This window comes from bacterium, assembly GCA_023145965.1.
Classification (GTDB): Bacteria; UBP14; UBA6098; order UBA6098; family UBA6098; genus UBA6098.
Genome location: JAGLDC010000005.1, coordinates 1 through 20,971, shown reverse-complemented (window position 1 = coordinate 20,971; position 20,971 = coordinate 1). Strand labels below are relative to the sequence as shown.

The 20,971-nt window shown below is 46.7% G+C and carries 24 protein-coding genes; all 24 read right to left on the bottom strand.

Annotation, left to right across the window (positions count from 1 at the left end):
* Positions 1 to 271 precede the first annotated feature (271 nt).
* Positions 272 to 880 (bottom strand): hypothetical protein, encoded by a 609-nt coding sequence (locus tag KAH81_00475; protein ID MCK5832125.1) that lies wholly within the window; start codon positions 878 to 880, stop codon positions 272 to 274.
* On the bottom strand, positions 881 to 1,993 hold the full coding sequence (locus tag KAH81_00470; protein ID MCK5832124.1) for a DegT/DnrJ/EryC1/StrS family aminotransferase: 1,113 nt from the start codon (positions 1,991 to 1,993) through the stop codon (positions 881 to 883).
* Entirely contained in the window at positions 1,990 to 3,177 is a 1,188-nt protein-coding gene (locus KAH81_00465) for a hypothetical protein (GenBank protein MCK5832123.1), read from the bottom strand. Before KAH81_00465 ends, KAH81_00470 begins: the two co-directional genes overlap by 4 nt.
* 2 nt (positions 3,178 to 3,179) lie before the next feature.
* Positions 3,180 to 4,418: a polysaccharide export protein gene (locus tag KAH81_00460; protein ID MCK5832122.1), complete on the bottom strand. Its 1,239-nt coding sequence runs from the start codon at positions 4,416 to 4,418 to the stop codon at positions 3,180 to 3,182.
* Positions 4,415 to 5,407 (bottom strand): dTDP-glucose 4,6-dehydratase, encoded by a 993-nt coding sequence (gene rfbB / locus KAH81_00455; GenBank protein ID MCK5832121.1) that lies wholly within the window; start codon positions 5,405 to 5,407, stop codon positions 4,415 to 4,417. The genes KAH81_00460 and rfbB overlap by 4 nt, the downstream gene beginning before the upstream one ends.
* On the bottom strand, positions 5,382 to 5,837 hold the full coding sequence (locus KAH81_00450) for a dTDP-4-dehydrorhamnose 3,5-epimerase family protein (GenBank protein MCK5832120.1): 456 nt from the start codon (positions 5,835 to 5,837) through the stop codon (positions 5,382 to 5,384). Before KAH81_00450 ends, rfbB begins: the two co-directional genes overlap by 26 nt.
* A 10-nt stretch (positions 5,838 to 5,847) precedes the next feature.
* A complete protein-coding gene (locus tag KAH81_00445; protein MCK5832119.1) occupies positions 5,848 to 7,041 on the bottom strand; it encodes a pyridoxal phosphate-dependent aminotransferase in 1,194 nt (397 codons plus the stop codon).
* A gap of 273 nt (positions 7,042 to 7,314) precedes the next feature.
* Complete coding sequence (locus tag KAH81_00440; protein ID MCK5832118.1) at positions 7,315 to 8,682, bottom strand: V-type ATP synthase subunit B; 1,368 nt, start codon at positions 8,680 to 8,682, stop codon at positions 7,315 to 7,317.
* Between the two features lie 35 nt (positions 8,683 to 8,717).
* On the bottom strand, positions 8,718 to 9,242 hold the full coding sequence (locus KAH81_00435; protein ID MCK5832117.1) for a hypothetical protein: 525 nt from the start codon (positions 9,240 to 9,242) through the stop codon (positions 8,718 to 8,720).
* 14 nt (positions 9,243 to 9,256) lie between these two features.
* Entirely contained in the window at positions 9,257 to 9,394 is a 138-nt protein-coding gene (locus KAH81_00430; protein MCK5832116.1) for a hypothetical protein, read from the bottom strand.
* A gap of 239 nt (positions 9,395 to 9,633) precedes the next feature.
* Positions 9,634 to 11,082, bottom strand: a complete 1,449-nt coding sequence (locus KAH81_00425) for a hypothetical protein (GenBank protein ID MCK5832115.1) — start codon at positions 11,080 to 11,082, stop codon at positions 9,634 to 9,636.
* 16 nt (positions 11,083 to 11,098) lie between these two features.
* Positions 11,099 to 12,865 (bottom strand): V-type ATP synthase subunit A, encoded by a 1,767-nt coding sequence (locus KAH81_00420; GenBank protein ID MCK5832114.1) that lies wholly within the window; start codon positions 12,863 to 12,865, stop codon positions 11,099 to 11,101.
* Positions 12,866 to 12,880: 15 nt separating this feature from the next.
* Positions 12,881 to 13,300 (bottom strand): hypothetical protein, encoded by a 420-nt coding sequence (locus KAH81_00415; GenBank protein ID MCK5832113.1) that lies wholly within the window; start codon positions 13,298 to 13,300, stop codon positions 12,881 to 12,883.
* 352 nt (positions 13,301 to 13,652) lie between these two features.
* On the bottom strand, positions 13,653 to 14,372 hold the full coding sequence (locus tag KAH81_00410) for a DNA alkylation repair protein (protein MCK5832112.1): 720 nt from the start codon (positions 14,370 to 14,372) through the stop codon (positions 13,653 to 13,655).
* 28 nt (positions 14,373 to 14,400) lie between these two features.
* Complete coding sequence (locus KAH81_00405) at positions 14,401 to 15,330, bottom strand: T9SS type A sorting domain-containing protein (GenBank protein ID MCK5832111.1); 930 nt, start codon at positions 15,328 to 15,330, stop codon at positions 14,401 to 14,403.
* A 265-nt stretch (positions 15,331 to 15,595) separates the two neighbouring features.
* Entirely contained in the window at positions 15,596 to 16,027 is a 432-nt protein-coding gene (locus KAH81_00400) for a hypothetical protein (GenBank protein MCK5832110.1), read from the bottom strand.
* Positions 16,028 to 16,036: 9 nt separating this feature from the next.
* Positions 16,037 to 16,207 carry a 4Fe-4S binding protein gene (locus KAH81_00395; protein ID MCK5832109.1) on the bottom strand — a complete coding sequence of 57 codons (171 nt, stop codon included), beginning with the start codon at positions 16,205 to 16,207 and terminating at the stop codon, positions 16,037 to 16,039.
* A gap of 194 nt (positions 16,208 to 16,401) precedes the next feature.
* Positions 16,402 to 16,728 (bottom strand): V-type ATP synthase subunit F, encoded by a 327-nt coding sequence (locus tag KAH81_00390; protein ID MCK5832108.1) that lies wholly within the window; start codon positions 16,726 to 16,728, stop codon positions 16,402 to 16,404.
* Positions 16,715 to 17,728, bottom strand: coding sequence for a V-type ATPase subunit (locus tag KAH81_00385; GenBank protein MCK5832107.1), 1,014 nt, complete (start codon positions 17,726 to 17,728; stop codon positions 16,715 to 16,717). The genes KAH81_00390 and KAH81_00385 overlap by 14 nt, the downstream gene beginning before the upstream one ends.
* Entirely contained in the window at positions 17,725 to 18,312 is a 588-nt protein-coding gene (locus KAH81_00380; protein MCK5832106.1) for a hypothetical protein, read from the bottom strand. Before KAH81_00380 ends, KAH81_00385 begins: the two co-directional genes overlap by 4 nt.
* Position 18,313: 1 nt before the next feature.
* Positions 18,314 to 18,892: a V-type ATP synthase subunit K gene (locus KAH81_00375; protein ID MCK5832105.1), complete on the bottom strand. Its 579-nt coding sequence runs from the start codon at positions 18,890 to 18,892 to the stop codon at positions 18,314 to 18,316.
* A 24-nt stretch (positions 18,893 to 18,916) separates the two neighbouring features.
* On the bottom strand, positions 18,917 to 19,273 hold the full coding sequence (locus KAH81_00370) for a hypothetical protein (GenBank protein MCK5832104.1): 357 nt from the start codon (positions 19,271 to 19,273) through the stop codon (positions 18,917 to 18,919).
* A 453-nt stretch (positions 19,274 to 19,726) separates the two neighbouring features.
* A complete protein-coding gene (locus tag KAH81_00365; GenBank protein MCK5832103.1) occupies positions 19,727 to 20,371 on the bottom strand; it encodes a hypothetical protein in 645 nt (214 codons plus the stop codon).
* Positions 20,372 to 20,382: 11 nt separating this feature from the next.
* On the bottom strand, positions 20,383 to 20,971 hold a 589-nt coding region (locus KAH81_00360; GenBank protein ID MCK5832102.1), incomplete at its 5' end, for a site-specific DNA-methyltransferase.

The window sequence follows — 20,971 nt, the reverse complement described above, 5'->3', positions numbered from 1 at the left end:
CGATCAGCTCTGGTATGAGTCCGACAAATACCGCTTCAGCATCGTGGTATTAAATGGTTGCATTGCGATATTTTGTTTTATCATTTAATGCCCTTGTAAAGTGTTACAATAACGTAACACTTTATCCCCGTTAACGATAAGTCTCTAAGTCAACATTGGCGGTATTTCTTAGGGAAAACTGTTACAATTCTATAACACTCTTAGTTTTTCTAAAAAAATTAAGCCGGTCAAAGGCCGGCTTTGAATATATTGACAAATAAATATAATGCTACTACTCTTTTTCAGGGGGCGGCCAACCAGTAAGTTCGCCGCGGACAAAGCGTATATCGAATCTTCTATCCGAGATGTCCCCGACTTTATCCCACAATAGATTTCCGGGACTGCCATAATCGGTGATGTCTCGCAGTTTGAATCGGCCCTCGGGCGCACAATCGGTAACGCCTTGAAACTGAATGGAGTCGGTGCCTTCGAGAAAGAAGGCTGAAACCTCGGCGGTCATAAGCCAGCTAGAATCGGTTTTAACCAAATTCATATCACCGATTCGATAGAATGTCCCTTCCGGACTTTTGCGCTCGAGTGCCCATGAGCAGTCGGCATGAACAGTGGATTTAAAACTCCCTTCGCCCGGCTCTTCTATGTATTTAATTCCGAGGTTGAAAAGCTCCGGCGCATTCAGGCTGTCCTTGAATATACGGAAACGAACCGCCCAATTGAACTGAAGCAAGGAAGTGTCCGAGCGGGTAAAAACGAGGCTGTCTGGAAGAGCGACGAGGCTGAGCTCGGCGTGGAATACCGGCGTTTCGGCGCTGTCCGTTTGGGCGAAAGCGCTCAAAGCTAACACTGTTAGGATTATCAGTATTGTCAATAAGTGCGGTTTCATCTATTCAGACAGTCCTTCAATAACAGCATTTATCACTGCATTTTGCTCTTCCGTGGTCAATTCGGGGAATATCGGCAAGGACAAAACCTCGCGCGAGGCGAGATCAACCTGAGGAAGATGAACATCTTTATAGGTGTCTCCATATACTGGTTGTCGATGAAGCGGCACCATGTAATAAATCGCGCAACCTATACCACTCTCTTGTAAATGCTTGAAAACCTTATCGCGTTTACCATCTAAAATGCGAATTGTATATTGATGGTAAGTGTGGCGATAACCGTTTTCCTCGAATGCTGGTTCGATGCCTTCTATTTTTTCGAAGGCCTCACGGTAGCGGTCGGCATTGTTGCGGCGGAGCTGGTTAAAATCATCGAGGTGGCGGAGTTTAACTCTAAGAATAGCCGCTTGCAGCTCGTCGAGCCTGCTATTATATCCGAAAAGCTCATGGCGATAACGGTCGCTTTTTGTGCCGTGCATACGCATCGAGTTTGCGAAATCCCTGATGGCTTCATCACTTGTAGTAAGAAGACCGCCATCACCTACAGCACCGAGATTTTTGCTCGGGAAAAAACTGAATGCACCGGCATGGCCGATAGAACCTGCTTTGCCAGCATGGCTATTCGATCCAACAGACTGACAGGCATCTTCGAGAATATAAAGATCATGTTCTTTGGCTATCTTTATTATCTCATTCATGTTGCAAAGTTGACCGAAAAGATGCACTGGAAGCAACGCCTTGGTTTTGGGTGTTATCTTGCGGCGGACATCCTCGGGGTCGATATTGAAAGTCTTCGGTTCGATGTCCGCGAATATTACTTTTGCCCCGATGTCATCGATGACCTCGCATGTGGCAAAATAGCTGAAAGACGAGGTAATAATCTCGTCACCTGGACCAACTCCAAATGCGCGCAACGCGACACGAAGAGCATCTGTGCCGGAATTAAGTCCGATGGCGAATTTTGAGCCGGTATATTCGGCGAATTCAGTCTCGAAGGCTTTTACGTTTGGCCCGAGAATATAATATCCCGATTCGAGAACGGCAAGAACCTCTCGCTCGATTTCAGCTTGCATTGTTTTGTACTGTCGTTTAAGATCGAGCAGGGGAACGGTCATAAATTCTCCTTTTTTTGCTTTTTTCCGGCTAAACTGTCTGTGAGTAATCTATATTTTTCGGGTTTTGTCGTTTTCATCCGTTCTAAAAAGCAAGATCCGAGAACCCATATGGATAATAGGATTCCGCCTCCAATAAGAGCCAATAGAGTGATGATAGATCTTTTTGGGCGGTATTTTTTTTCTGGTATCTTTGCGCGTGAGAGTCTTTGTAGAACAGGAGTATCCTTCTTTTCCTCGATGCTAGCTTGTTCGTGTTGTTGGACGAGATACTCATAGAGGACTTCTTGGATCATCGTTTCACGGTAGAGCCGAGCATATTCGATAGCAAGTTCTGGAATTTCGATTAGGCCAAATTGGCTCGAGATGCCCTCGCCGGACTTGACACCCTCTATCTGGTTGTTCAACGTCTTTATTCTGGATATAACTTGTTCGACTTCTCCGTGAGCGGCCTTTCTGGTCGATGTAAGGATGGCAAGCTCGACTTGTGCAACATGGATCTCGGCTTCGAGTTGCGCTACACTTTCGATAGCAACGCGAGTCTGATCTTCCATCGAGAAAGCGCCATTTTCTTTTTGAAACTCGGAAAAGTTGGATTCGGCGTTACTAAGAGCCTTCTTTGTTTCCTCGAGTCGTTGTTCGATAAATCCGCGAGTGGCGCCAGCTGAACCGGAGCGAAGGTCGCGGTTAATAAAATCTAGATTATCGACAATTGTGTTGGTGACATTTGCAGCAAAGGCAGGATTCTTGGCCTCATACCTCACTTTAAGAATGCCCTGGCCAGTAACCTCGGTATCCATGTGCTCTCGGACGGCCTTGTGGAGTTTCTCGCGAATGGGTTGCTCATACAGCACATCGAAACTGAATTCACTGATAAGAGTATCGACCATTGCGTTCGATGAAACGATAGCGCTCCAAAGGTCGGATGGGGTTACCATCATAGGGAGAACATAATCACCTCCACCTCCACCCATGCTCATGATTCCGGTCATGAGGTTGGCCATTGCTCCGAGCTCCGTGCCTCCACGATAGGGCGGCATGACCTCGGCTTCTGCTTGATACCATTTAGGGAAAAAAGAGGCGATACCAAACGACAGGATAGCGACAATTATAGCTCCGAAGATTATTAATTTCCATCTGCGAAGTAGTTCCCAAAGCCACCAATATTCATTTTTAATATTATCCATCTTTAATCCCTGAAACCTATTACATAAACAGCCGAAGCAAAGGTTCCGATGGAACCTAGGCTCTTAAATGCTTCATTCGCAACATACCATGGTGATGTTCCAATCAATATTGCATCGCCACGGCGAATCATGCCAGCCTTATTCGGTCTGAGCTTTTTCCCATTACGGATAATTTTAACTCTGCTCAAAGAGCCTTCGAGCGATAATCCCCCGGCCATTGCTATATAGGTTACATAACTTGCGCCGGCGATATATTGTTTCGAACCCCCGCCGACAACCTTACCGCCGACATACACTGAATCGGGGAGGAGCTTAAAATAGATACTGTCACCGGAAAACATCGGTGTCTCAGGATTATCGAATAGATTAATGGAGTAGAGTTCGCCTTTTCGAATGAGGCCGATATCAGCAAGGTCGATAAGTTCGCGGTCAGCGCCGACTCTTTTGATAAGGCTCATAGGGCTTTCGTCTTCATAGATATTGGTAACTGTTCCGGAATAACCTGCCCCAAAGATAAAAACCGAGGGCTGGCTTATATCCGCGCCCGGGACGACAATAATATCGCCATCCAGAAGATGTGGATTTTGCGAGAGATCGCCCTCATAAAGAAACCTCGTAAGATCGAGGCTCTTTTCGAGGCCGTTGCGTATGAGTTTGACGCGACTGAAATTACCATTCTGAAGCTTACCTCCGGCAAGTTCTATTGCGGAAAACACCCGCTGTGCAGGACTAACAGTCTGGTCACCCGGAAGATTAACCATACCCACGACATTCACTAAAAATAATCTAGTAGCTGTCAAGGATACACTGATGTCGTTTTCCTGTATAACCTTAGCTAGGCTGGATATTATGGCTTTTTTGGCTGAAGCTAGAGATTTATCTCCCACCGAAACGCCCACGGTGTAGGGCAGAATGATCGTTCCATCGGCACCGACGGTTATTTGATATTCCTCTTCGACTCCACCGACAATGCTAAGAGTGAAGTGATCGCCCGGACCGACGATGTATTTTTCCTCGTCAACTGTTCCCTCGATTGGAATATATTCGATAAGATTTTTGAGGTTGGTTTTTTTCTTATCGAGTTCTTTAAGTTTTTCTTCGAGGGATAGTGTAGCTCCGCGGACGCTTCTTCCCGAGGTTTCCATCGTGGGGAGTCCAAGGCCGCTTTGCATGGATTGGGCAAGTCCGGTGGAGATCGAGAAAACTGAAAATGCCAATAAAACGATAATATATTTCCTCAAACTTCACCTCCGAATTTATCCCGGAAGAACTTGACTGTCTTTTCGAAGCCTTCCTCAAAACCTATCTCTGATTTCCAGCCGAGGTTTCTTATTTTTGTCGAGTCAACAGCATAACGGAAATCGTGACCGAGGCGATCATCGACATGCTCGATCCTGTCATCTGGAAGAGCCAGGATTTGGAGCAATGTGTGCGCGATCTCGATATTTTTTTTGTGGCAATCGGCGCCGATGTTGTAGATTTCGCCTATCTCACCGTGGTCGAGCACCAGTTTGATTGCTCTACAGCTATCCTCGACAAAGAGCCAATCACGAAGCTGGTCGCCCTCGCCGTAAATAGGAAGTGTCTGTCCATTTAAAGCCCTTTTTACGAAGAAGGGAATGAGTTTTTCCGGGAATTGGTTCGGTCCATAGTTGTTTGTCGGCCTGATTGTTATAGTAGGGACATTCCATGTAACGCGATAAGCGTTGCATAGGGCATCCCCTGCAACCTTACTCGCTGAATATGGCGATGAGGGGTTGAGGGGTGAATTTTCATGAGCTGAGCCCTCCATGATAGGGCCATAAACCTCATCGGTGCTTATGTGGATGAATTTTTCCAGTGGAAAATCGCGTGCTTTTTCCATAAGTGTGTGAACACCTAAAATGTTCGATCTTATAAAGGGATTCGATTCCGCCAACGATCTATCGACATGTGTTTCTGCGGCGAAATTGATCACATGGCGACAGTTTTCGAGTGCTCGTTCGACATCGTCGGGATCGGCGATGTCCCCTTTAAAAAAGCGGACGCGCTCGTTGTTCAGCGCACCTTGGAGATTGTCGAGATTTCCGGCATATGTAAGTTTATCTAAGATAAGGATTTCGTCGTAATCGCTATTTTTAAGCAATAATTTAACGAAATTCGAGCCGATAAAACCCGCTCCGCCTGTGATGAGAATTTTATTTTCCAATGGTGTCCGATCCTTTTTAGCCGTTGCGCTTGGTCCAATCATAGGGTATCGATGGGTCGTTCCAGTCAAGCCGTTCTTCATCTGGGTTTTTGTAATCATAGGCCTTGGTCGGTATATTCACGATGATTGCCTCTTCGAGGCCGACACATTTCCATCCGTGATATACCCCCGGAGGCACCGAGATCAAGAGCGGTTTATGCACGCCGACGAAGAATTCGTTAATTTCGCCATAAGTTGGCGAATTTTGGCGGGAATCGAAAAGCGCTACCTGAATTGTGCCATGCACGCAAGCAAAATTGTCTGTTTGTTTGCGGTGGAAATGCCAGGCCTTAACAACATCAGGCAGAGTAGTTGTTATATACACTTGACCGAATTGATCGAATATATCGTCGTCGTTGCGAAGTATTTCCGTAAGCCTTCCGCGCGAATCGGGAATAACTTTTAATTGCTTAACTTGAACTTCATTGATCATATTATCCTCATTACTTATTGTTAAAAGCTTTTATACCCTTAGCTAATATCTGTATAGCCCTCCTTAAGTCTTCTTCCCGCAGGACATATGCCAACCTTGCCTCATTAGAGCCCCGACCGGGTGTGCCATAGAAACCCGGTCCCGGCGCAATCATGGTTGTTTCACCATTTGAGTCGAAATCAGTGAGCATCCATTTAGCGAAGACCTCGATGTCTTTGATCGGAAGGGTAACCATCATGTAAAAAGCACCACTGGGTTTTTTACAGAATGCGCCATCGATTTTTGAGACCTCCTCGAAAGCGGCGTTTCTGCGGTGACAGTATTCATTTTTCATGTCGAGAAAGTATTTATTATCGAGCTCTTTGAGGACAGCTGTTGCGCCGATTTGTTCGAGGGTTGGCGGGCATAGGCGCGCCTGTGCGAGACGCCATACAGCATCGCTAACCTCTTTATTTTTACATATTAGACATCCAACTCGCGCACCGCAAGCGGAAAAACGCTTGCTTATCGAGTCGAGGAGAATGGCTCGGTCGGCAAGTGAGGGAATGTGCATGATGCTTGTATGCTCCCCCTCATATATAAATTCACGATATACCTCGTCGGATATGACGAACAGGTCGTGTTTCTGGGCGATGTCTGCAATGGTCTCTATTTCGGCGTGCGTGAGGACTGTGCCGGTAGGGTTGTTTGGTGAACAAATAAGTATAGCGCGTGTTTTTGGGGTAATCTTTTCTTCGATAGCGCTTCTTGTCGGAAGATGATAGCCATCATCGGCGCTGGTCGCGATGGGTATGAGGTTTACTCCGGCCATGGCAGAATAGCCGTTGTAGTTCGGATAAAACGGTTCGAAGACAATTATCTCGTCGCCGGGATCGGCGATAGTCATCATCGCAAAAACGATAGATTCGCTGCCACCAGTGGTGACTACTAGGTTGTCCGCTTCGATGTCGATACCCGCCGAGGCATAATACTTTATAAGCTCGACAGAATAATCGTGAAGGCCGCGAGCGTCGCCATAGGCGAGAACCTTCGAAGGATATTGATGGATAGCGTTCCAAAAAGACATCGGGGTTTCGATATCTGGTTGACCGATGTTAATTTTATAGATTTTCTTCCCTAATTGTTGAGCCGCAGTCGCAAAAGGCATAAGTTTTCTGATTGGCGAGGGCGGGACTTTCTTGGCTCTTTTACTTGTTATTGTCATGTATCCTCCAATTTTTTTAAATAAATATAATCAAACAAATTAATATATTGAAGGCCTAAGTGTCAAGGATTTAAAAGGGTAAGGAGTAAATTGTAGTTTTAAGCAAAAGGGAATTGGCTATAGGCCAAAAAGATAGAATATATAGAAACCCTTACAGAGAGAAATTTTGCACAATTTATTAGATTCCAAATTATTATAAAATTAATTGCTAGGGCGAAATGTAGAGTGAGAATTGATACTGGCAGGCGGGCCTGAGACCCGCCTGCCAATAATCTATTTCAAGTATTTTTCTATTAATTTTTCATCGATTTTCTTCAGTTCTCTGCGTGGGAATTTAGATAAAAGCTCCCATGAAAGATCGAGAGTTTCCTCTATTGTGCGGTTGCTATTGTATCCTTGCCCGATATATCGCTCCTCGAAATTCGAGGCGAATTCGAGATATATTTTATCGAGGTCAGAAAGAGCTGCCTCGCCAAGAATCACAGCAAGTTCCTGCGACTGTTTGCCTCGAGCATAAGCCGCATACAATTGATTGAAAAGATCATCGTGGTCTTCACGGGTTTTGCCGGGGCCGACGCCTTTCTGGCGAAGACGTGAGAGGCTTGGGAGTGCATCTATTGGCGGTGTAATGCCCTTTTTAAGGAGCGAGCGCGATAGGTATATTTGGCCCTCCGTGATATAGCCCGTAAGGTCGGGAATTGGGTGTGTCTTGTCGTCTTCGGGCATCGTGAGAACGGGGATCAGCGTGATCGAGCCGTCGCGGCCCTTGATTCTGCCGGCGCGTTCATAAAGTGTGGCAAGGTCGGTGTATAGATAGCCGGGGAAGCCACGCCGGCCGGGAATCTCCTTGCGCGATGCTGAAACCTCCCTGAGAGCCTCACAATAATTCGTCATATCTGTGATGATCACGAGGATGTGCATCCCCTTCTCGAACGCAAGGTATTCCGCAGTCGTCAACGCGATTCGCGGCGTCGAGATTCGCTCGATTGCCGGGTCGTTCGCCAGATTTAAATACAGCACCGCGCGCTCCAAGGCGCCAGTGCGCTCGAACTCCCGACGGAAAAATTCCGCCTCCTCGAAGGTGATTCCCATCGCGCCGAACACCACACCGAATTTCTCCTCAGTGCCGAGCACCTTTGCCTGCCGCGCGATCTGAGCCGCGAGCATATTGTGTGGTAATCCCGAGGCCGAGAATATCGGCAATTTCTGCCCGCGAACCAGAGTATTCAAGCCATCGATGGCCGACACGCCCGTCTGGATAAACTCATCGGGGAACTCGCGCGCGTATGGGTTTATCGGCGCGCCATTGATGTCGAGGCGCTTTTCGGGTAAAATCTCCGGGCCGTCGTCGATAGGCCGCCCGAGGCCATCGAAAATGCGTCCGAGCATGTCTTCGGAAACGCCCAGCTCGATCCCGCGCCCAAGAAATCTCACGCGCGAGCCATAGACATCGACGCCTGTGGTGCCCTCGAAAAGTTGGATTATCGCCTTGTCGCGGTTGACCTCGAGCACCTTACCGCGCCGCTTTTCGCCGTCGGGAAGCGTGATCTCGACCAGCTCCTCGAATGTCGCGCCCTCGATCCCCTCGACAACCAGCAGCGGCCCCGCGACCTCGGTAATTGTTCTGTATTCTTTTAGCATGCTTTCCTCCGGTTGATTTTCGTTTTATAAATTCATCAAAATTCGGCAACCATTTCTGGGTTGTTCTGTATGTATCCGCGAACCTTAGAAAGGTCTTTTTCGTTTCGGATGACATGGTCATAAAATCCACGTTGCCAGAATTTTGCCCTTATTTCCATATTATTATTCTCGATATATTCCAACCAATCTTTTAAACATAATGATTTAAATGATCCAACAATGTTACCGATCGTAGGGGCCGGTCTTGCGCCGGCCCGTTTTTCCGAACACGGAACATTGTCGTTTCCATGGGCGGGCGCAAGACCCGCCCCTACGGCTGGTAGGATAAATATTATTCCGTGAATATGATCTGGCATTATTATATATTCGTCTATCTCCGCCATTTCATAACGTTCTGGAATTTTCTTCCAGTTTTTATCAGCGATTTGCTTTAAAACAGGAAACTTAATGAAAACGGGTTTTCTATTCTCAGAACAAATGGTCACAAAATAAGCTCCCGGTGACGAATAATCGTAATCTTTGAGACGAATTTGCTTTCTATTTATCGAAGATCTTGACATTTCGCCGATTTGATTTATAATGTTACTGTAACAGCCCTAACGATAGTATCGTTAGCCCGACGCCGTCCCGATTTCGGGGCGGTGTTTCTATTTATTTCGACCACGAGCAGCGGCCCCGCGACTTCCGTAATTGTTCTATATTCTTTTAACATTGTTTCCTCCGTATGATTATTATTTTATAAATTCAGTTTTGCAACTTGCGATAATTTTGTTCAAAAAAATATGTTTTTGCTTAAGTCGTTGTCGCTCAGGCTTTCCCAAGACTCCTTTTGCGTTTTAAAGACCTACATCGACGTTTTCAAAAGATATAACCTCATTTCCAAGACATAACTGAACGTTTTCAAGACCTACGTCGTCATCTTTAAGATAATTCCCCGAGTTTCTCATAGGATTACTGTTTATCTTTTATCTCTTTAAGTAAGTCTGCAATGATTTGTATAAATGTCTCCACATCGAAAAAATCGTTATCGGGTGTTATATACCATTCTATAGAATTATCATCCTCCTCAAGTAAGCTGAAAAGTCCTGAACTTATAAGTCTATCTTTTATGGGGAGGTAGAATTCTTTTATATAACGATTAATTAAGAATCCCCACTCATCCATAGAGATATGAGTTTGTTGATTTACGGCAATCAAATCATCGCTCCATGGGCCACAGTCAAATTCGCTCACAGAGTTATTTTCATATTCTTCTTCCTCGTAATTTTTAGGCATATCCGAAACTAATTCGAGACGGAAAACTGTGAACTCATCGTCGCCATAAGGAGCATAAAAATAATTGTAATTACTTCCAGTATCATATCTTAGAAGATTCTGCCTCTCTAATTCTTTTAGGTCCTCTATTATTCGCCGCGTTAAACTTCTAACGTTAGCCTGTATAGATTTATAGAAGCCTTGTTCCCAGATTTCGTCCTTTATTTCCGAGATTTTAACAACGGCATTTTTATAGTTGCAATCCCAGGCAGTCCAAGCAACCGCTTTTTTGCCGTCGGATATATACTTGGATAATCCCGTCAAGCTCGAAAAGGCTAAGTCATTATATCTGAATAAATCGTGGCTATATAGCAAGGCTTTATAGGCAACGCGCTTATAGGTCATGGAAATCTCTATTGGAAATTCCAAGTCTCCTTTAATCTTAACGATACTCTCCTTAATACTAACCGGAACCGGAGTTTCTTCTTTGTCTGGTTTTTTTTGAGCTGGTTTTACCGTTTTCATTATAGGTTGAGTCACGAAGTCATACTGCGGTTCGAATCTTAGCGCAAATTCCTCCTCCGCGCCCTCGCGGGCGTAAATGGCAACCTCGAGAACCTTCGGATGCGGCATCAGCAATTTCATCGCGCCGAGTATTTGCGGCGTTTCGCGCTCTATTACGACAATTGTCTCGAAACCGCCGCCCTCGGCAAGCGCCTCGAACACCTCGTTATAAAGGAAATCGAAAAGCCCTTTGCCCTTCGCCGCTTTGCCGAGCCGTTCGCGCAGTTGCGGATTTTCTTCGATATGCCTTTGCACGAGCTTTGCGAGCTTATTCCGCGACCTGTGATTTTCAAATGAGCCAATAAATGTCGCAAGCTGCCTGCTCACATGCGAGTGGACGTCGTGGCTCGATAATTCCACCTCGACTAAAACGAAACGCTTCTCCTCCGGGTAGAAAAGATAGCCGTCCGGTATCGTTCCCTTGCCCCACTCGGTCTTGATGAGCTTCTTTATATCCAAATATATCGCGTCCTCACCGAAAATCTGCGCGGCGTTCTCCACCACAAGATGCTCGAACTCGGCCTCGGTTTTCGGCTCGTATCTGCAATATTTCACTCCATCCAATAAGATCATGTCGCCCATGGGTTTATCCCTTTCTTTATTTCGCCAATTCGCCAAGCTCTTTCGGGATGCGCTCGATTATCGATTCGATGCGCGCAATCGCCTCCGACTCCGGAATTCGCTTCATCCGCGCAATCTCCTCGCGGATATGATGCTCGTCGATAGCCTTGAAATCCGCGCCGGCATCCAGCGCTTTGCGAGCCTCGGTCTCAAAAAGAAGAATCGCCGTTAGCATAAGGTTCTGTTTTTCGATGGAACAGAAGGTGTCCACTTTGTGGAAGGCGTGTTGTTGCAAGAAATCCTCGCGTATGGACTGTGCGGAGTCGAGCGTGAGGCGGTCAGGTGGGTCGAGGGCCTCCGCGCCCACGAGTTTAACTATTTCCTGAAGGTCGGCTTCAGTTTGGAGTATCGCCATAGCCTTGATACGGTTATCGGGGAATTCCGGGGAAACATTCTCGCGATAATACTCGTCGAAAACATCGCCATAAAGCGAGTAGCTATTCAGCCATGAAATCGCCGGGTAATGGCGCTGATATGCCAATTCGGCTTCGAGGCTCCAGAACACGCGGACAACGCGGAGCGTCGCCTGCACAACCGGGTCGGCCAAATCGCCGCCCGGAGGCGACACCGCGCCGACAACAGTAAGCGCTCCGACGCGCTCATCGGAGCCGAGTGTATCGACCCAGCCGGATCGCTCGTAAAACTCCGCGATTCGCCGCGCCAAATATGCCGGATAGCCTTCGTCGCCGGGCATCTCCTCGAGCCGCCCGGAAATCTCACGCATTGCCTCAGCCCATCGGCTTGTCGAGTCTGCCATTACCGCAACTGAATAGCCCATATCGCGGAAATATTCGGCGATGGTAATCCCGGTATAGACCGAGGCCTCGCGCGCTGCGACCGGCATGTTCGATGTGTTCGCGATGAGAACGGTGCGTTTCATGAGCGGTTCGCCCGTTTTCGGGTCTTTGAGTTCTGGGAATTCATTGAGGACATCGGTCATTTCGTTGCCACGCTCGCCGCAGCCGACATAGACGATGATATCCGCATCGGCCCACTTGGCCAACTGGTGCTGAATCACGGTTTTTCCGCTGCCGAACGGTCCGGGAACGCATGCCGTCCCGCCCTTTCCGACAGGGAAGAATGTATCGATTACGCGCTGTCCGGTCGTCAGCGGCATCCTCGGTAGATGCTTTTTTTTGAATGGCCTCGAATGACGAACGGGCCAGCGGTGGAACATCTTTATTTTCTGCTCGATGCCGTCGTCGCCACGAACGACGCAAATATCCTCTTCGATATTGAATTCACCGGATTCGATAGAAACGACCTCGCCGGAAATCCCGGGCGGAAGCATGATCTTATGTTCGATGATCGATGTTTCCTGCACCGTGCCGATAATATCGCCCGCGATGAGCTTATCGCCGGGCTTCACGGTCGGTTTGAAATCCCATTTAATATTTCGTGGAAGCTTGTCTGTGACAACTCCGCGAGGGATGAAATCGCCGGCCATCTCGACGATATCGTCGAGCGGGCGTTGGATTCCGTCGTAAATCGATGTCAGAAGTCCGGGGCCAAGCTCGACGGAAAGGGGTGAGCCTGTAAGGTGAACCGGCTCGCCGGGGCCCATGCCACTGGTTTCCTCATAAACCTGAATAGAGGCAAGGTCGCCTTTTAGCTCGATAATTTCACCGATAAGCCCTTGTTCGGACACGCGCACGACATCGTACATCTTTGCGCCGGTCATATTTTCGGCGACTACGAGCGGGCCGGAGACTTTTACGACGCGCCCGATTTTCTCTTCAGACATAAATGCTCCTTGTAATTATGATGCTTTTTCCCCAATTGTTGGTATCGTCTTCATCCTCTCGCCACGCCTTCTTTGCTCGACGAGGCCGGCTATTTCGGCGAACGACGCACCCATCTCCAACATGGAACCTTCGATTGAGTCTATGTTAGTCAAGACCGGTTGGAATTTGGAATTGTCTCTCATTTTTATATAGTTTGGACTGAGCTTTCTCGCCATGATAACATCGGAGTCCCCAAATATCTCAATGGCCTTTTGCATCTTGATCTTGTCGGCGTGGCTCTTTGATTTGCCGGACAGGTTCTCCCTCTTTTCGACAAATTCGAATCGCCCATCTTCGAAAAGGTCGTATATAAGGAAGCTCTTCGATTCCCCCATGTGATTCAGGATGATGTTGACTCCATCGTCCGAGCCGAGCGCGACCCTTAATTTTTCCATATTTCCCCTTTTCAATCTTTTATTTTTTTACCCCATTGCAATAGCGTTCACGAGGCAAGCGGGAACACATCTGCCACAGCCGCTTCCCTTTGTCGGTCGATGGATCGTCTTCACGGTGCGCCTTGCAGCCTCCCCAGTGAGGCGATTTTCTCATACACATTCCACGGTTACTGGCGGGTCCTTTACCGTTCGGTCCCGTTCCATTTACTTAAATTTTTAATTTCAGTCGTTTTTGGCTGTCACGCCCGTTGCTACGTCCTTCGGAGACAACGGTTCCCCGCCCCATCCACTCCGTCACTCGATTTGCGAATGTGCAAATCTCGCGCCGTCGCCCGGCCCTCGCGCCAGCCGTTTATTTTATTTTCATCGCCCTTTTTTTCATTTCAGGCGGTAATTTTTCGATAGCGTATCTGAACGCGACACGCGGCATCCTCGCGACACTTGCCGTGACGAAATCGAACACGCGCTTCGGGCGTTTTTCGCCGACGACCTTGAGCATCCATCCATAGCCTTTTCGCACGAGGTCGTCTTCGTCGTCCATGAGAATATTTGCGATCTCGAATGCCTCGTCGATATTTTCGCCGCGCTTGTTGGAATATATCAACGAAACGGCGGAGGCTCTTTTGCGCCAACGGTTTTTGGAGCGCGTCCAATTATATAGCGCTCCGATAAGCTCGCGGTTTTCGAATATCATATATCCAATATTTCGACAACAGATATTGTCACACGCGCCCCAATTATCGACATATTCGTCGAGCCACCGCTGGAATAATTCGAAATCGTCCGGCTCATATTTTCGGCGGATTTTCCACGCTAAATCGAGTGCCACGGAAGTCATTTCGGCTATTCGATATTTTAAAAGAACCTCGCAAAGCTCGAAAATTCGGTCTTTTGGCTCGGCCTTGATATTTAGCCATTGCCGCGCCGCCACCTCGTGAATGAACTTCGCTCGCACGCCGATAGGATTAATTTCCTCGCGGAAAAAGCCTTTAAGGCGTTCGCGGTATTCCGGCTCGGCTATGGCTTCGAGTTCGGCCTTTATTTCATCGGCGATTTTATTGAAATCGGCCATAAATTTTTCATCGGATCGCGTCCAACGCCTATTTTAGAAATACGATTTTCTTAGAAACAAAACGACCGCCGGACTTAGCCTTGACTAAATACATACCCGCAGCGGTCTCTCTCGATGGATTCCATCTTGCTTGTCCGAAATCGACGGGAACGGTATCGACGAGTTTTCCCATAGCGTCGTAAACTTCGATTTCCTCGGTGTTTTCGGGGACATCGATAGTCACCGCAGCATTGAACGGATTTGGGAACGCGGCTATCGCATTTACCGATGGCAAAATTGCTTCGTCGATACCGGTGAGGTTCGACCGTATCAATAGCGATACAGACTCGGTGCTGTCTTCGGTGTCGAAAGTATAATCTTTGACTACACCGGCATCCTCGCCAATCCAGATATAGTTGATATCGAGGTCCGAAGAATCCGAATAAATCGGTGTTCCGTCCATTAGAACGGTCATTCTGAAATACCCACTTTGCGATATTTTCAGGCAGTTCATGAACAAACCTGCCGGAGTAACCACATTTTCGACCGCTTCGAGGACAGCGGACGAATGAATAGTGTAAAAATATTCATACGGATCTTCTGTCCAGCTCGTGTCCATATATATTACATCCCAGGTCGATCCGATGTCGAAAACCGCCGGAAGGAAGAGAACCAAGAAATGATCGCCTTCTTCCGAATCATACTGGACTATCCACAAGCTTCCGGAATCGAAGTAGACAAAAGATGTTTCGATCTCGGAATACTCGTAATCGATATTCTCCATTATGAAACACGGTGTTCCTTCCCATATCGATGTTCCGGCGATATCCGTTCTCGATGAGTCCAAACCGACCTCCGACGAATCTGAATAAACCCAATAATTTCCGACTGTGAGCGGCATATAATCCGCTGCCACATAAGCGGATAGTGCTCCGGCGGCGAAAACTATCGCCATCGCAACAAACATCATCTTTTTCATTCTTCCTCCTTTTAAAATTTAAAAATCCTTTTTCGTTTATTGGTCACTCGACCGGCTGTCACGCCCGTTGCTACGTCCTCTGGACGCAACGGCTCCGCCCCCGGCCACCGCTCCGTCACGCGATTTGCGATGGCAAATCGCGCGCCGTCGCCCGGCCCTCGCGCCAGCCTATTTTTCCTAATGGCGCATATTTTTCAATTTTGGTGTTAATTTTTATCGCCGCTATTTTAATCCGGTCCCATAATGTTTCTTCCGGCGGCGCGTTTCATAGTTTCGCGCACCGCGTTTTTTTCCCGATTTTGGGAATAATCTTCATCCTTTCGCCGCGCTTTCGCCGCTCGACGAGGCCGCATATCTCATCGAACGACGCGCCCATCTCCGCCATAGAACCCTCGATCGAGTCCATATGGGTCAAGACAGGCTGGAATTTGGAGTTGTCCCTCATCCTAATATAATTTGGGCTGAGTTCCCTTGCCATGACGATATCGGAGTCTGCGAACATCATCATAGCCTTTTGCATTTTTTCCTTATCGCCGTGTTTAATCGATTCGCCGGATGTATTCTCTCTCTTTTCGACAAATTCGAACCGTCCATCCTCAAAAAGATCGTATATAAGGAAGTTTTTTGATTCTCCCATGTGATCCAGAACGATATTCACGTTATCGTTCGAGCCGAGCGCGATCCTTAATGTCTTCATATTTTCCAATCACCTCATTGTGATAGCGGTCACGGGGCAAGCCGGAACGCATCGACCGCAGCCATTGCATTTCGTTTCGTCCACGCGGGCGGTTTTATTTACTGTAATCGCTCCAAATGGGCAAGCTTCGATACAGAGTTTGCAGCCGGTGCATTTCGATTCGTCGATGATCGCCTTCATTTGAGCGCTTCTGGAAAAGTTTCTTCCCATTCCGCGACCTGTGCCGCGACCCGTGCCTGGCCCTTTACCGTCAGGTCCTGTTCCGTCACCTCTTGGCATCTTGCTCTCCTTGCTTTATGTTTATTTAGAAATCTTGTTTATTATTATTTATTTACATCCAATCTTATATTTATCGCCATAATAAAGTTTGTTCATCATCCATCTCCCATAATGTCTCTTCCGGCGGCGCGTTTCATAGTTTCGCGCACCGCGTTTTTGCCTTTGCCTAGCGAGCCACGCACAGTTGGGATAAGAATCACAGACGGCAGTGGTTCATAGCGCACCTTTTCGATACTCTCTGTTATTTTCTCTGCGGACTCCTCGGTGATGAATATTGCGCCGTATTCTCTAGTATTTACAAGTTTATTGAATGCCTCAGTCAAATCGACTTGACCGTCGTCGATTATTGTATCGAGGCCCATTGCTTTAAATGGAAGCGTAGTCGCGATATCGCCGATAATAGCAGTTTTATATGTCGCCATAGCGAATCCTTTCGGCGATGATGTCTTTGCCGAGTTTAGCTGACTTCATGCGTGCGATGGCTCTAACGGCGCGTATTTCACTGTGTTTCAGGAAGGCATATGCGATAATAACCTCTACACCGAAGGGCACATAAATACTGTTCCTGAGAAATTCCTCGAGGAGCTTATTGAAAAACGCCGAGAGTTTGGAGAAATTTTCATTTTTAATAGAGTCGGCTACGGCATCGGCGAAGGGCTTGCCATATATTGAGAACACCAATCTCGATGGGATTGCATCGATTTCGCCCTCTTCGAATCGCATGTAATCTTCTCTTATTAAATGCCCGCCTTCGACGAAAAACTGTTTGAATAGATCAATATCGAAATTAGCTGCTCTCAAACGAAGGTATGCAGAGAAATTTTTACAATCTAACCAGCGACGCGCTAATTCGATGAGGAATTCTCTAGCAGAGCCAAAAAGGAGTTTTTTAAATATCGTAGCGAAATGAGAATCGACTGCGGCGTTGATTGTAAGCTGAAGGTCTGTTTTTTCATAGACATCTCGAGCCTCTTTTATAGCCAGTAAAATCTCTTCTTCGGCTTGATTTTGAGCTAAACGTTCATCGGCGACAAGTTCGGCCATTTCTTCGGAGGATAGAAGTCCTCCAGGGAGATGATAAGGCTTATAATCGAAATTGAATGCCTCAGCTTTGATTGCAATCGCCAAATTTGTAAAATCGGTATATATTCTAGCCAGTGAAGCCAATTTTGCATCATCGATCAGGGACTCGACGAGGGCGATAGTCTTGAACCATTCTTCAGAAAGAGCTAATTCTATATCAGTTTCAGCCCCCTGAAAACCGAGTTCGGCAATTGTTTTACCTAGCTCCTCGGGTTGAGCCTCGATAAGCCGTGCGAATTCGGGACGCTTGAGGCGTTTTTCCCATTTACCGCGAACAACGCCGGTTGCATATGAGTATCTCGAGTCTGGAGTGACCACTAAGGGCACATTGAGGCTCATTCAGCCTCCCCTGAGAACAATATAGAGGCGATTTGGTCTGTTTTACTCTCGCTTATCTCATTATAAAGCTCGTCGAAACGCGCGTCATATTGGATTTTGCCGGCGATAAGCATAAAACCGTGTTTGAAGCTATCGCTAAGCTCGCGGTCGAAAGAACCTCCCACCGCATCCCCCGCAGATTTCACGAAGTCTTCATCCAGAAGAGCTTTATCTTCAGAGCCGACGATTATCTTGCCGTTTTTTTCGCCGAAAGACACGATGTGATTTAAATAGCGTTTTTTTAGCTCTTCATTTGGTAATCCTAGAAGGCTATTGCGCGCCTTTGCGAAAGTCTCTACGACTAGCTCTTGTTTTACTCGGAGGAATTCGACTCGTAGCTTTGCCTCTTCGCGCGAAAGTGTCTGATCGAAGGCGCGTTGTTGTTCTTCCGTTGCTCGAATTTGCGCCGATTTTTCGATCTCTGCGACGTTTTTAAGCGCTTCTTCCTTTATTTTTTGCATAGCCTTTTTGTTTTCGGCCTCGAGTTGGGCTATCTGAGTGTCGGCATCGGCGGAGATTTTATTTATGATTCCATTTATACCCATTTTACTTGATGGAGAGTAAAATTAACACGCTGGCCAGAAGACCGAGGATGGCGTAGAACTCGACGAAAGCCGCGAGCGTCATAGCCTTGGCGACATTCGCCTTATCTCTTACGACAAGCCCAACGCCCGATGCACAAACCTTGCCCTGATGAATTCCCGAAACCAATCCGGCCAACCCGACAGGCACTCCCGCGAATAGGAAATGCCATCCCTGCACCGGCGTAAGCGCCGCCAGCGCGGATGGGTCGTTCAGAAGCCCGGTCCACAGGATAATTAAAAATCCCGCGACGAATCCGTAAATGCCCTGCGTTCCCGGAAGCGCCGACAGAAGTAAGAACTGCGGGAACAATCCGGGATGCTCGTGCATCGCGCCGATAGACATATTCGCCGCGATCCCGATCCCGATAGCCGATCCGAAACCTGCCAGCACGACCGCGATTCCGACTCCGATGAGCGCGAGTGTTCCGGCATCCCAATTGAACCATCCGGCTTTGGCCTCGACGGGAGCATCCTGCGCAAACGCCGCCGCGACAGTGCAAAGTGCGATAATCGCTATCGCGAGTGTCAATTTTTTTGTCATCCTACCTCCTAATGGGTCGATTTGTTATTTTGATAATCTTTTTATTTCAATGCGAATTTCATCGATAACTTCAATATTCTGAATTTTCTTAATACGACGGAATTCTTCTTTTAGGTCTTCAGACATTTCTTCGTTTTCCGATATTTTTTTATAATAATTATTATAAATCCTTTCTTGAAGAACTAATGTGCTGAGAAGGCAATTATTAAGGATAATATTCTTTGCTTCTTCGTGATCAAAGTCTAATGATAACAAGGTCTTAAGAAAGAAATCGAATGTAAATCTGTCGTAAACTTTTTCGTTTTTAATATAACTTATTACGTCGATCCCGGCCATATCGCGGGAATCGCCAATAACAATTTTATGTGTTGTTTTATCCATTAGTTTTACTGTTCACTCCACTATCTCGACGCCGTCGATTGCGCGGCGGTTGCCGCTGGAACCTGCGCAAACGCCGCTGCGACAGTGCAAAGTGCGATAATCGCTATCGCGAGTGTCAATTTTTTTGTCATCCTACCTCCTAATGGGAATTTTATTTGACAGAATTTGATTTGTTATGTGAAAAACGGGATTTCCAATCCGGCGAATGACATATTTAACTGACGGAACACGATTTTTAAGAAACGGAATGCCGTTCCAAAGAACAGAAATGTCGTTTTGAACCGGACGAATGGCATTTTTAACTGACGGAATGCGATTTTCAAGAAGAAGAATGCCATTCCGAAGGCTTTTTTGTCTCATTTCGCCTCTTAAAAACTGTTTTTCCACGGTTCTAAATCCCTTTCGTCCAGTTGTTTTATTGCTTCGCAAATATCATTATGTAAACCACCCATATCAGACCGTTCCTTCGGTAAGAATTAGCTTTTCCGAATAAAGTCTTTTATTGTCGGAGTTAAACTCATGTTTGACGTCGCATAATAAATTCTCGATGGAAAGGATTTTCCATCCTCTCGTTTTGTAAATATTTTTCTCTTTCGAACGTCCTGCGACATATATCTCGAACGAAATCACTAAATGATGGGCATCAGTCGTTACTTTAAAATCGTCTGAGGGCGAAAGGTAGAAAGAACGAAAACTTGTGTCCAGGCTCTTGTCATTAAATGTTTTACATTCGAGATAATTTGGTCTACCGGACTCGTCGAAGAAAATTATATCGGGATAACCGGTCGATTTCTTCTTTCCGCTTCTTCCGGTAGGTATTTCGGCTTTCAACCCAAAATCTTCGAGAACCCGCTTTACATAAAGTTCGATGTCGTTGCCGGCTTCGTTTGGTCTTTTTCGCAAAATCGGTTTGCTATTTACATCTTTGCAGACCTTTTTTGCGACTTTTTTTAAAGTAGATAGAAGTTTTTTATCCTTTTCGTCGTCGAGATCGAAAGGAATAACATTAAAACCGCAAAGGCCTTTTATAATTACGTCGAATGGCACGTCCTTATAAGGTTCTAACATTTTTGCTATTACCGCTTCAAGTTTTTTCACATAATCTTTATTCATGTCTGCACTTTCTGGAAAAGCACTATCCTATTTGTATTCGTACCGCCGCTGTTGTTGCTGACTCCCCATATATTCGATGTTTTTGTGAAGTTCTGCTCATTGATAATTACGGATTTGCATTCAAAACCGGCTTTTTCGCCAAGCGGGACGACATATTCTTCGAGTTTTATCTTGCCTTTTCTCAGTTCGCCAACCTCGAATGCGACCCATCCACCCTTTTTTGTAATGCGAAAAAGCTCTTCAAAAACGCCACCCATAATCGAAGACCATTCGCTTATATCCCTCGTAACAGTGATCTTTCCAGAAATCTCTTCGTTATCGATATCGTTGAACCAACACCGTAGCCAATTGTCCTTCGCGTATTGCACGATATCTAAAAACGGCGGTGAGGTAACGGTCAATGCGACAATCCCGGATTCGATCTCTTCTGTTTTTCGTGCGTCCTTCGTTAAAAATAACCCCTCTTTCCCGGCTCTCTTTAAAGAGGCGATTTTTTTTGTCGTCAATCCACTTAATAAAGAAGCCGTTTTGCGTAGAATTATCTCTTTAGTATCTCGATATTCGGGAACCTGATTCCTCTTTTCG

Bases quoted from the DNA above. Each gene is read 5' to 3' on its own strand.
- KAH81_00475 (MCK5832125.1), bottom strand. From the start codon at position 880: ATGAAACCGCACTTATTGACAATACTGATAATCCTAACAGTGTTAGCT.
- KAH81_00470 (MCK5832124.1), bottom strand. From the start codon at position 1,993: ATGACCGTTCCCCTGCTCGATCTTAAACGACAGTACAAAACAATGCAA.
- KAH81_00465 (MCK5832123.1), bottom strand. From the start codon at position 3,177: ATGGATAATATTAAAAATGAATATTGGTGGCTTTGGGAACTACTTCGC.
- rfbB (MCK5832121.1), bottom strand. From the start codon at position 5,407: ATGATTGGACCAAGCGCAACGGCTAAAAAGGATCGGACACCATTGGAA.
- KAH81_00450 (MCK5832120.1), bottom strand. From the start codon at position 5,837: ATGATCAATGAAGTTCAAGTTAAGCAATTAAAAGTTATTCCCGATTCG.
- KAH81_00445 (MCK5832119.1), bottom strand. From the start codon at position 7,041: ATGACAATAACAAGTAAAAGAGCCAAGAAAGTCCCGCCCTCGCCAATC.
- KAH81_00440 (MCK5832118.1), bottom strand. From the start codon at position 8,682: ATGCTAAAAGAATACAGAACAATTACCGAGGTCGCGGGGCCGCTGCTG.
- KAH81_00435 (MCK5832117.1), bottom strand. From the start codon at position 9,242: ATGTCAAGATCTTCGATAAATAGAAAGCAAATTCGTCTCAAAGATTAC.
- KAH81_00430 (MCK5832116.1), bottom strand. From the start codon at position 9,394: ATGTTAAAAGAATATAGAACAATTACGGAAGTCGCGGGGCCGCTGCTC.
- KAH81_00425 (MCK5832115.1), bottom strand. From the start codon at position 11,082: ATGGGCGACATGATCTTATTGGATGGAGTGAAATATTGCAGATACGAG.
- KAH81_00420 (MCK5832114.1), bottom strand. From the start codon at position 12,865: ATGTCTGAAGAGAAAATCGGGCGCGTCGTAAAAGTCTCCGGCCCGCTC.
- KAH81_00415 (MCK5832113.1), bottom strand. From the start codon at position 13,300: ATGGAAAAATTAAGGGTCGCGCTCGGCTCGGACGATGGAGTCAACATC.
- KAH81_00410 (MCK5832112.1), bottom strand. From the start codon at position 14,372: ATGGCCGATTTCAATAAAATCGCCGATGAAATAAAGGCCGAACTCGAA.
- KAH81_00405 (MCK5832111.1), bottom strand. From the start codon at position 15,330: ATGAAAAAGATGATGTTTGTTGCGATGGCGATAGTTTTCGCCGCCGGA.
- KAH81_00400 (MCK5832110.1), bottom strand. From the start codon at position 16,027: ATGAAGACATTAAGGATCGCGCTCGGCTCGAACGATAACGTGAATATC.
- KAH81_00395 (MCK5832109.1), bottom strand. From the start codon at position 16,207: ATGAAGGCGATCATCGACGAATCGAAATGCACCGGCTGCAAACTCTGT.
- KAH81_00390 (MCK5832108.1), bottom strand. From the start codon at position 16,728: ATGGCGACATATAAAACTGCTATTATCGGCGATATCGCGACTACGCTT.
- KAH81_00385 (MCK5832107.1), bottom strand. From the start codon at position 17,728: ATGAGCCTCAATGTGCCCTTAGTGGTCACTCCAGACTCGAGATACTCA.
- KAH81_00380 (MCK5832106.1), bottom strand. From the start codon at position 18,312: ATGGGTATAAATGGAATCATAAATAAAATCTCCGCCGATGCCGACACT.
- KAH81_00375 (MCK5832105.1), bottom strand. From the start codon at position 18,892: ATGACAAAAAAATTGACACTCGCGATAGCGATTATCGCACTTTGCACT.
- KAH81_00370 (MCK5832104.1), bottom strand. From the start codon at position 19,273: ATGGATAAAACAACACATAAAATTGTTATTGGCGATTCCCGCGATATG.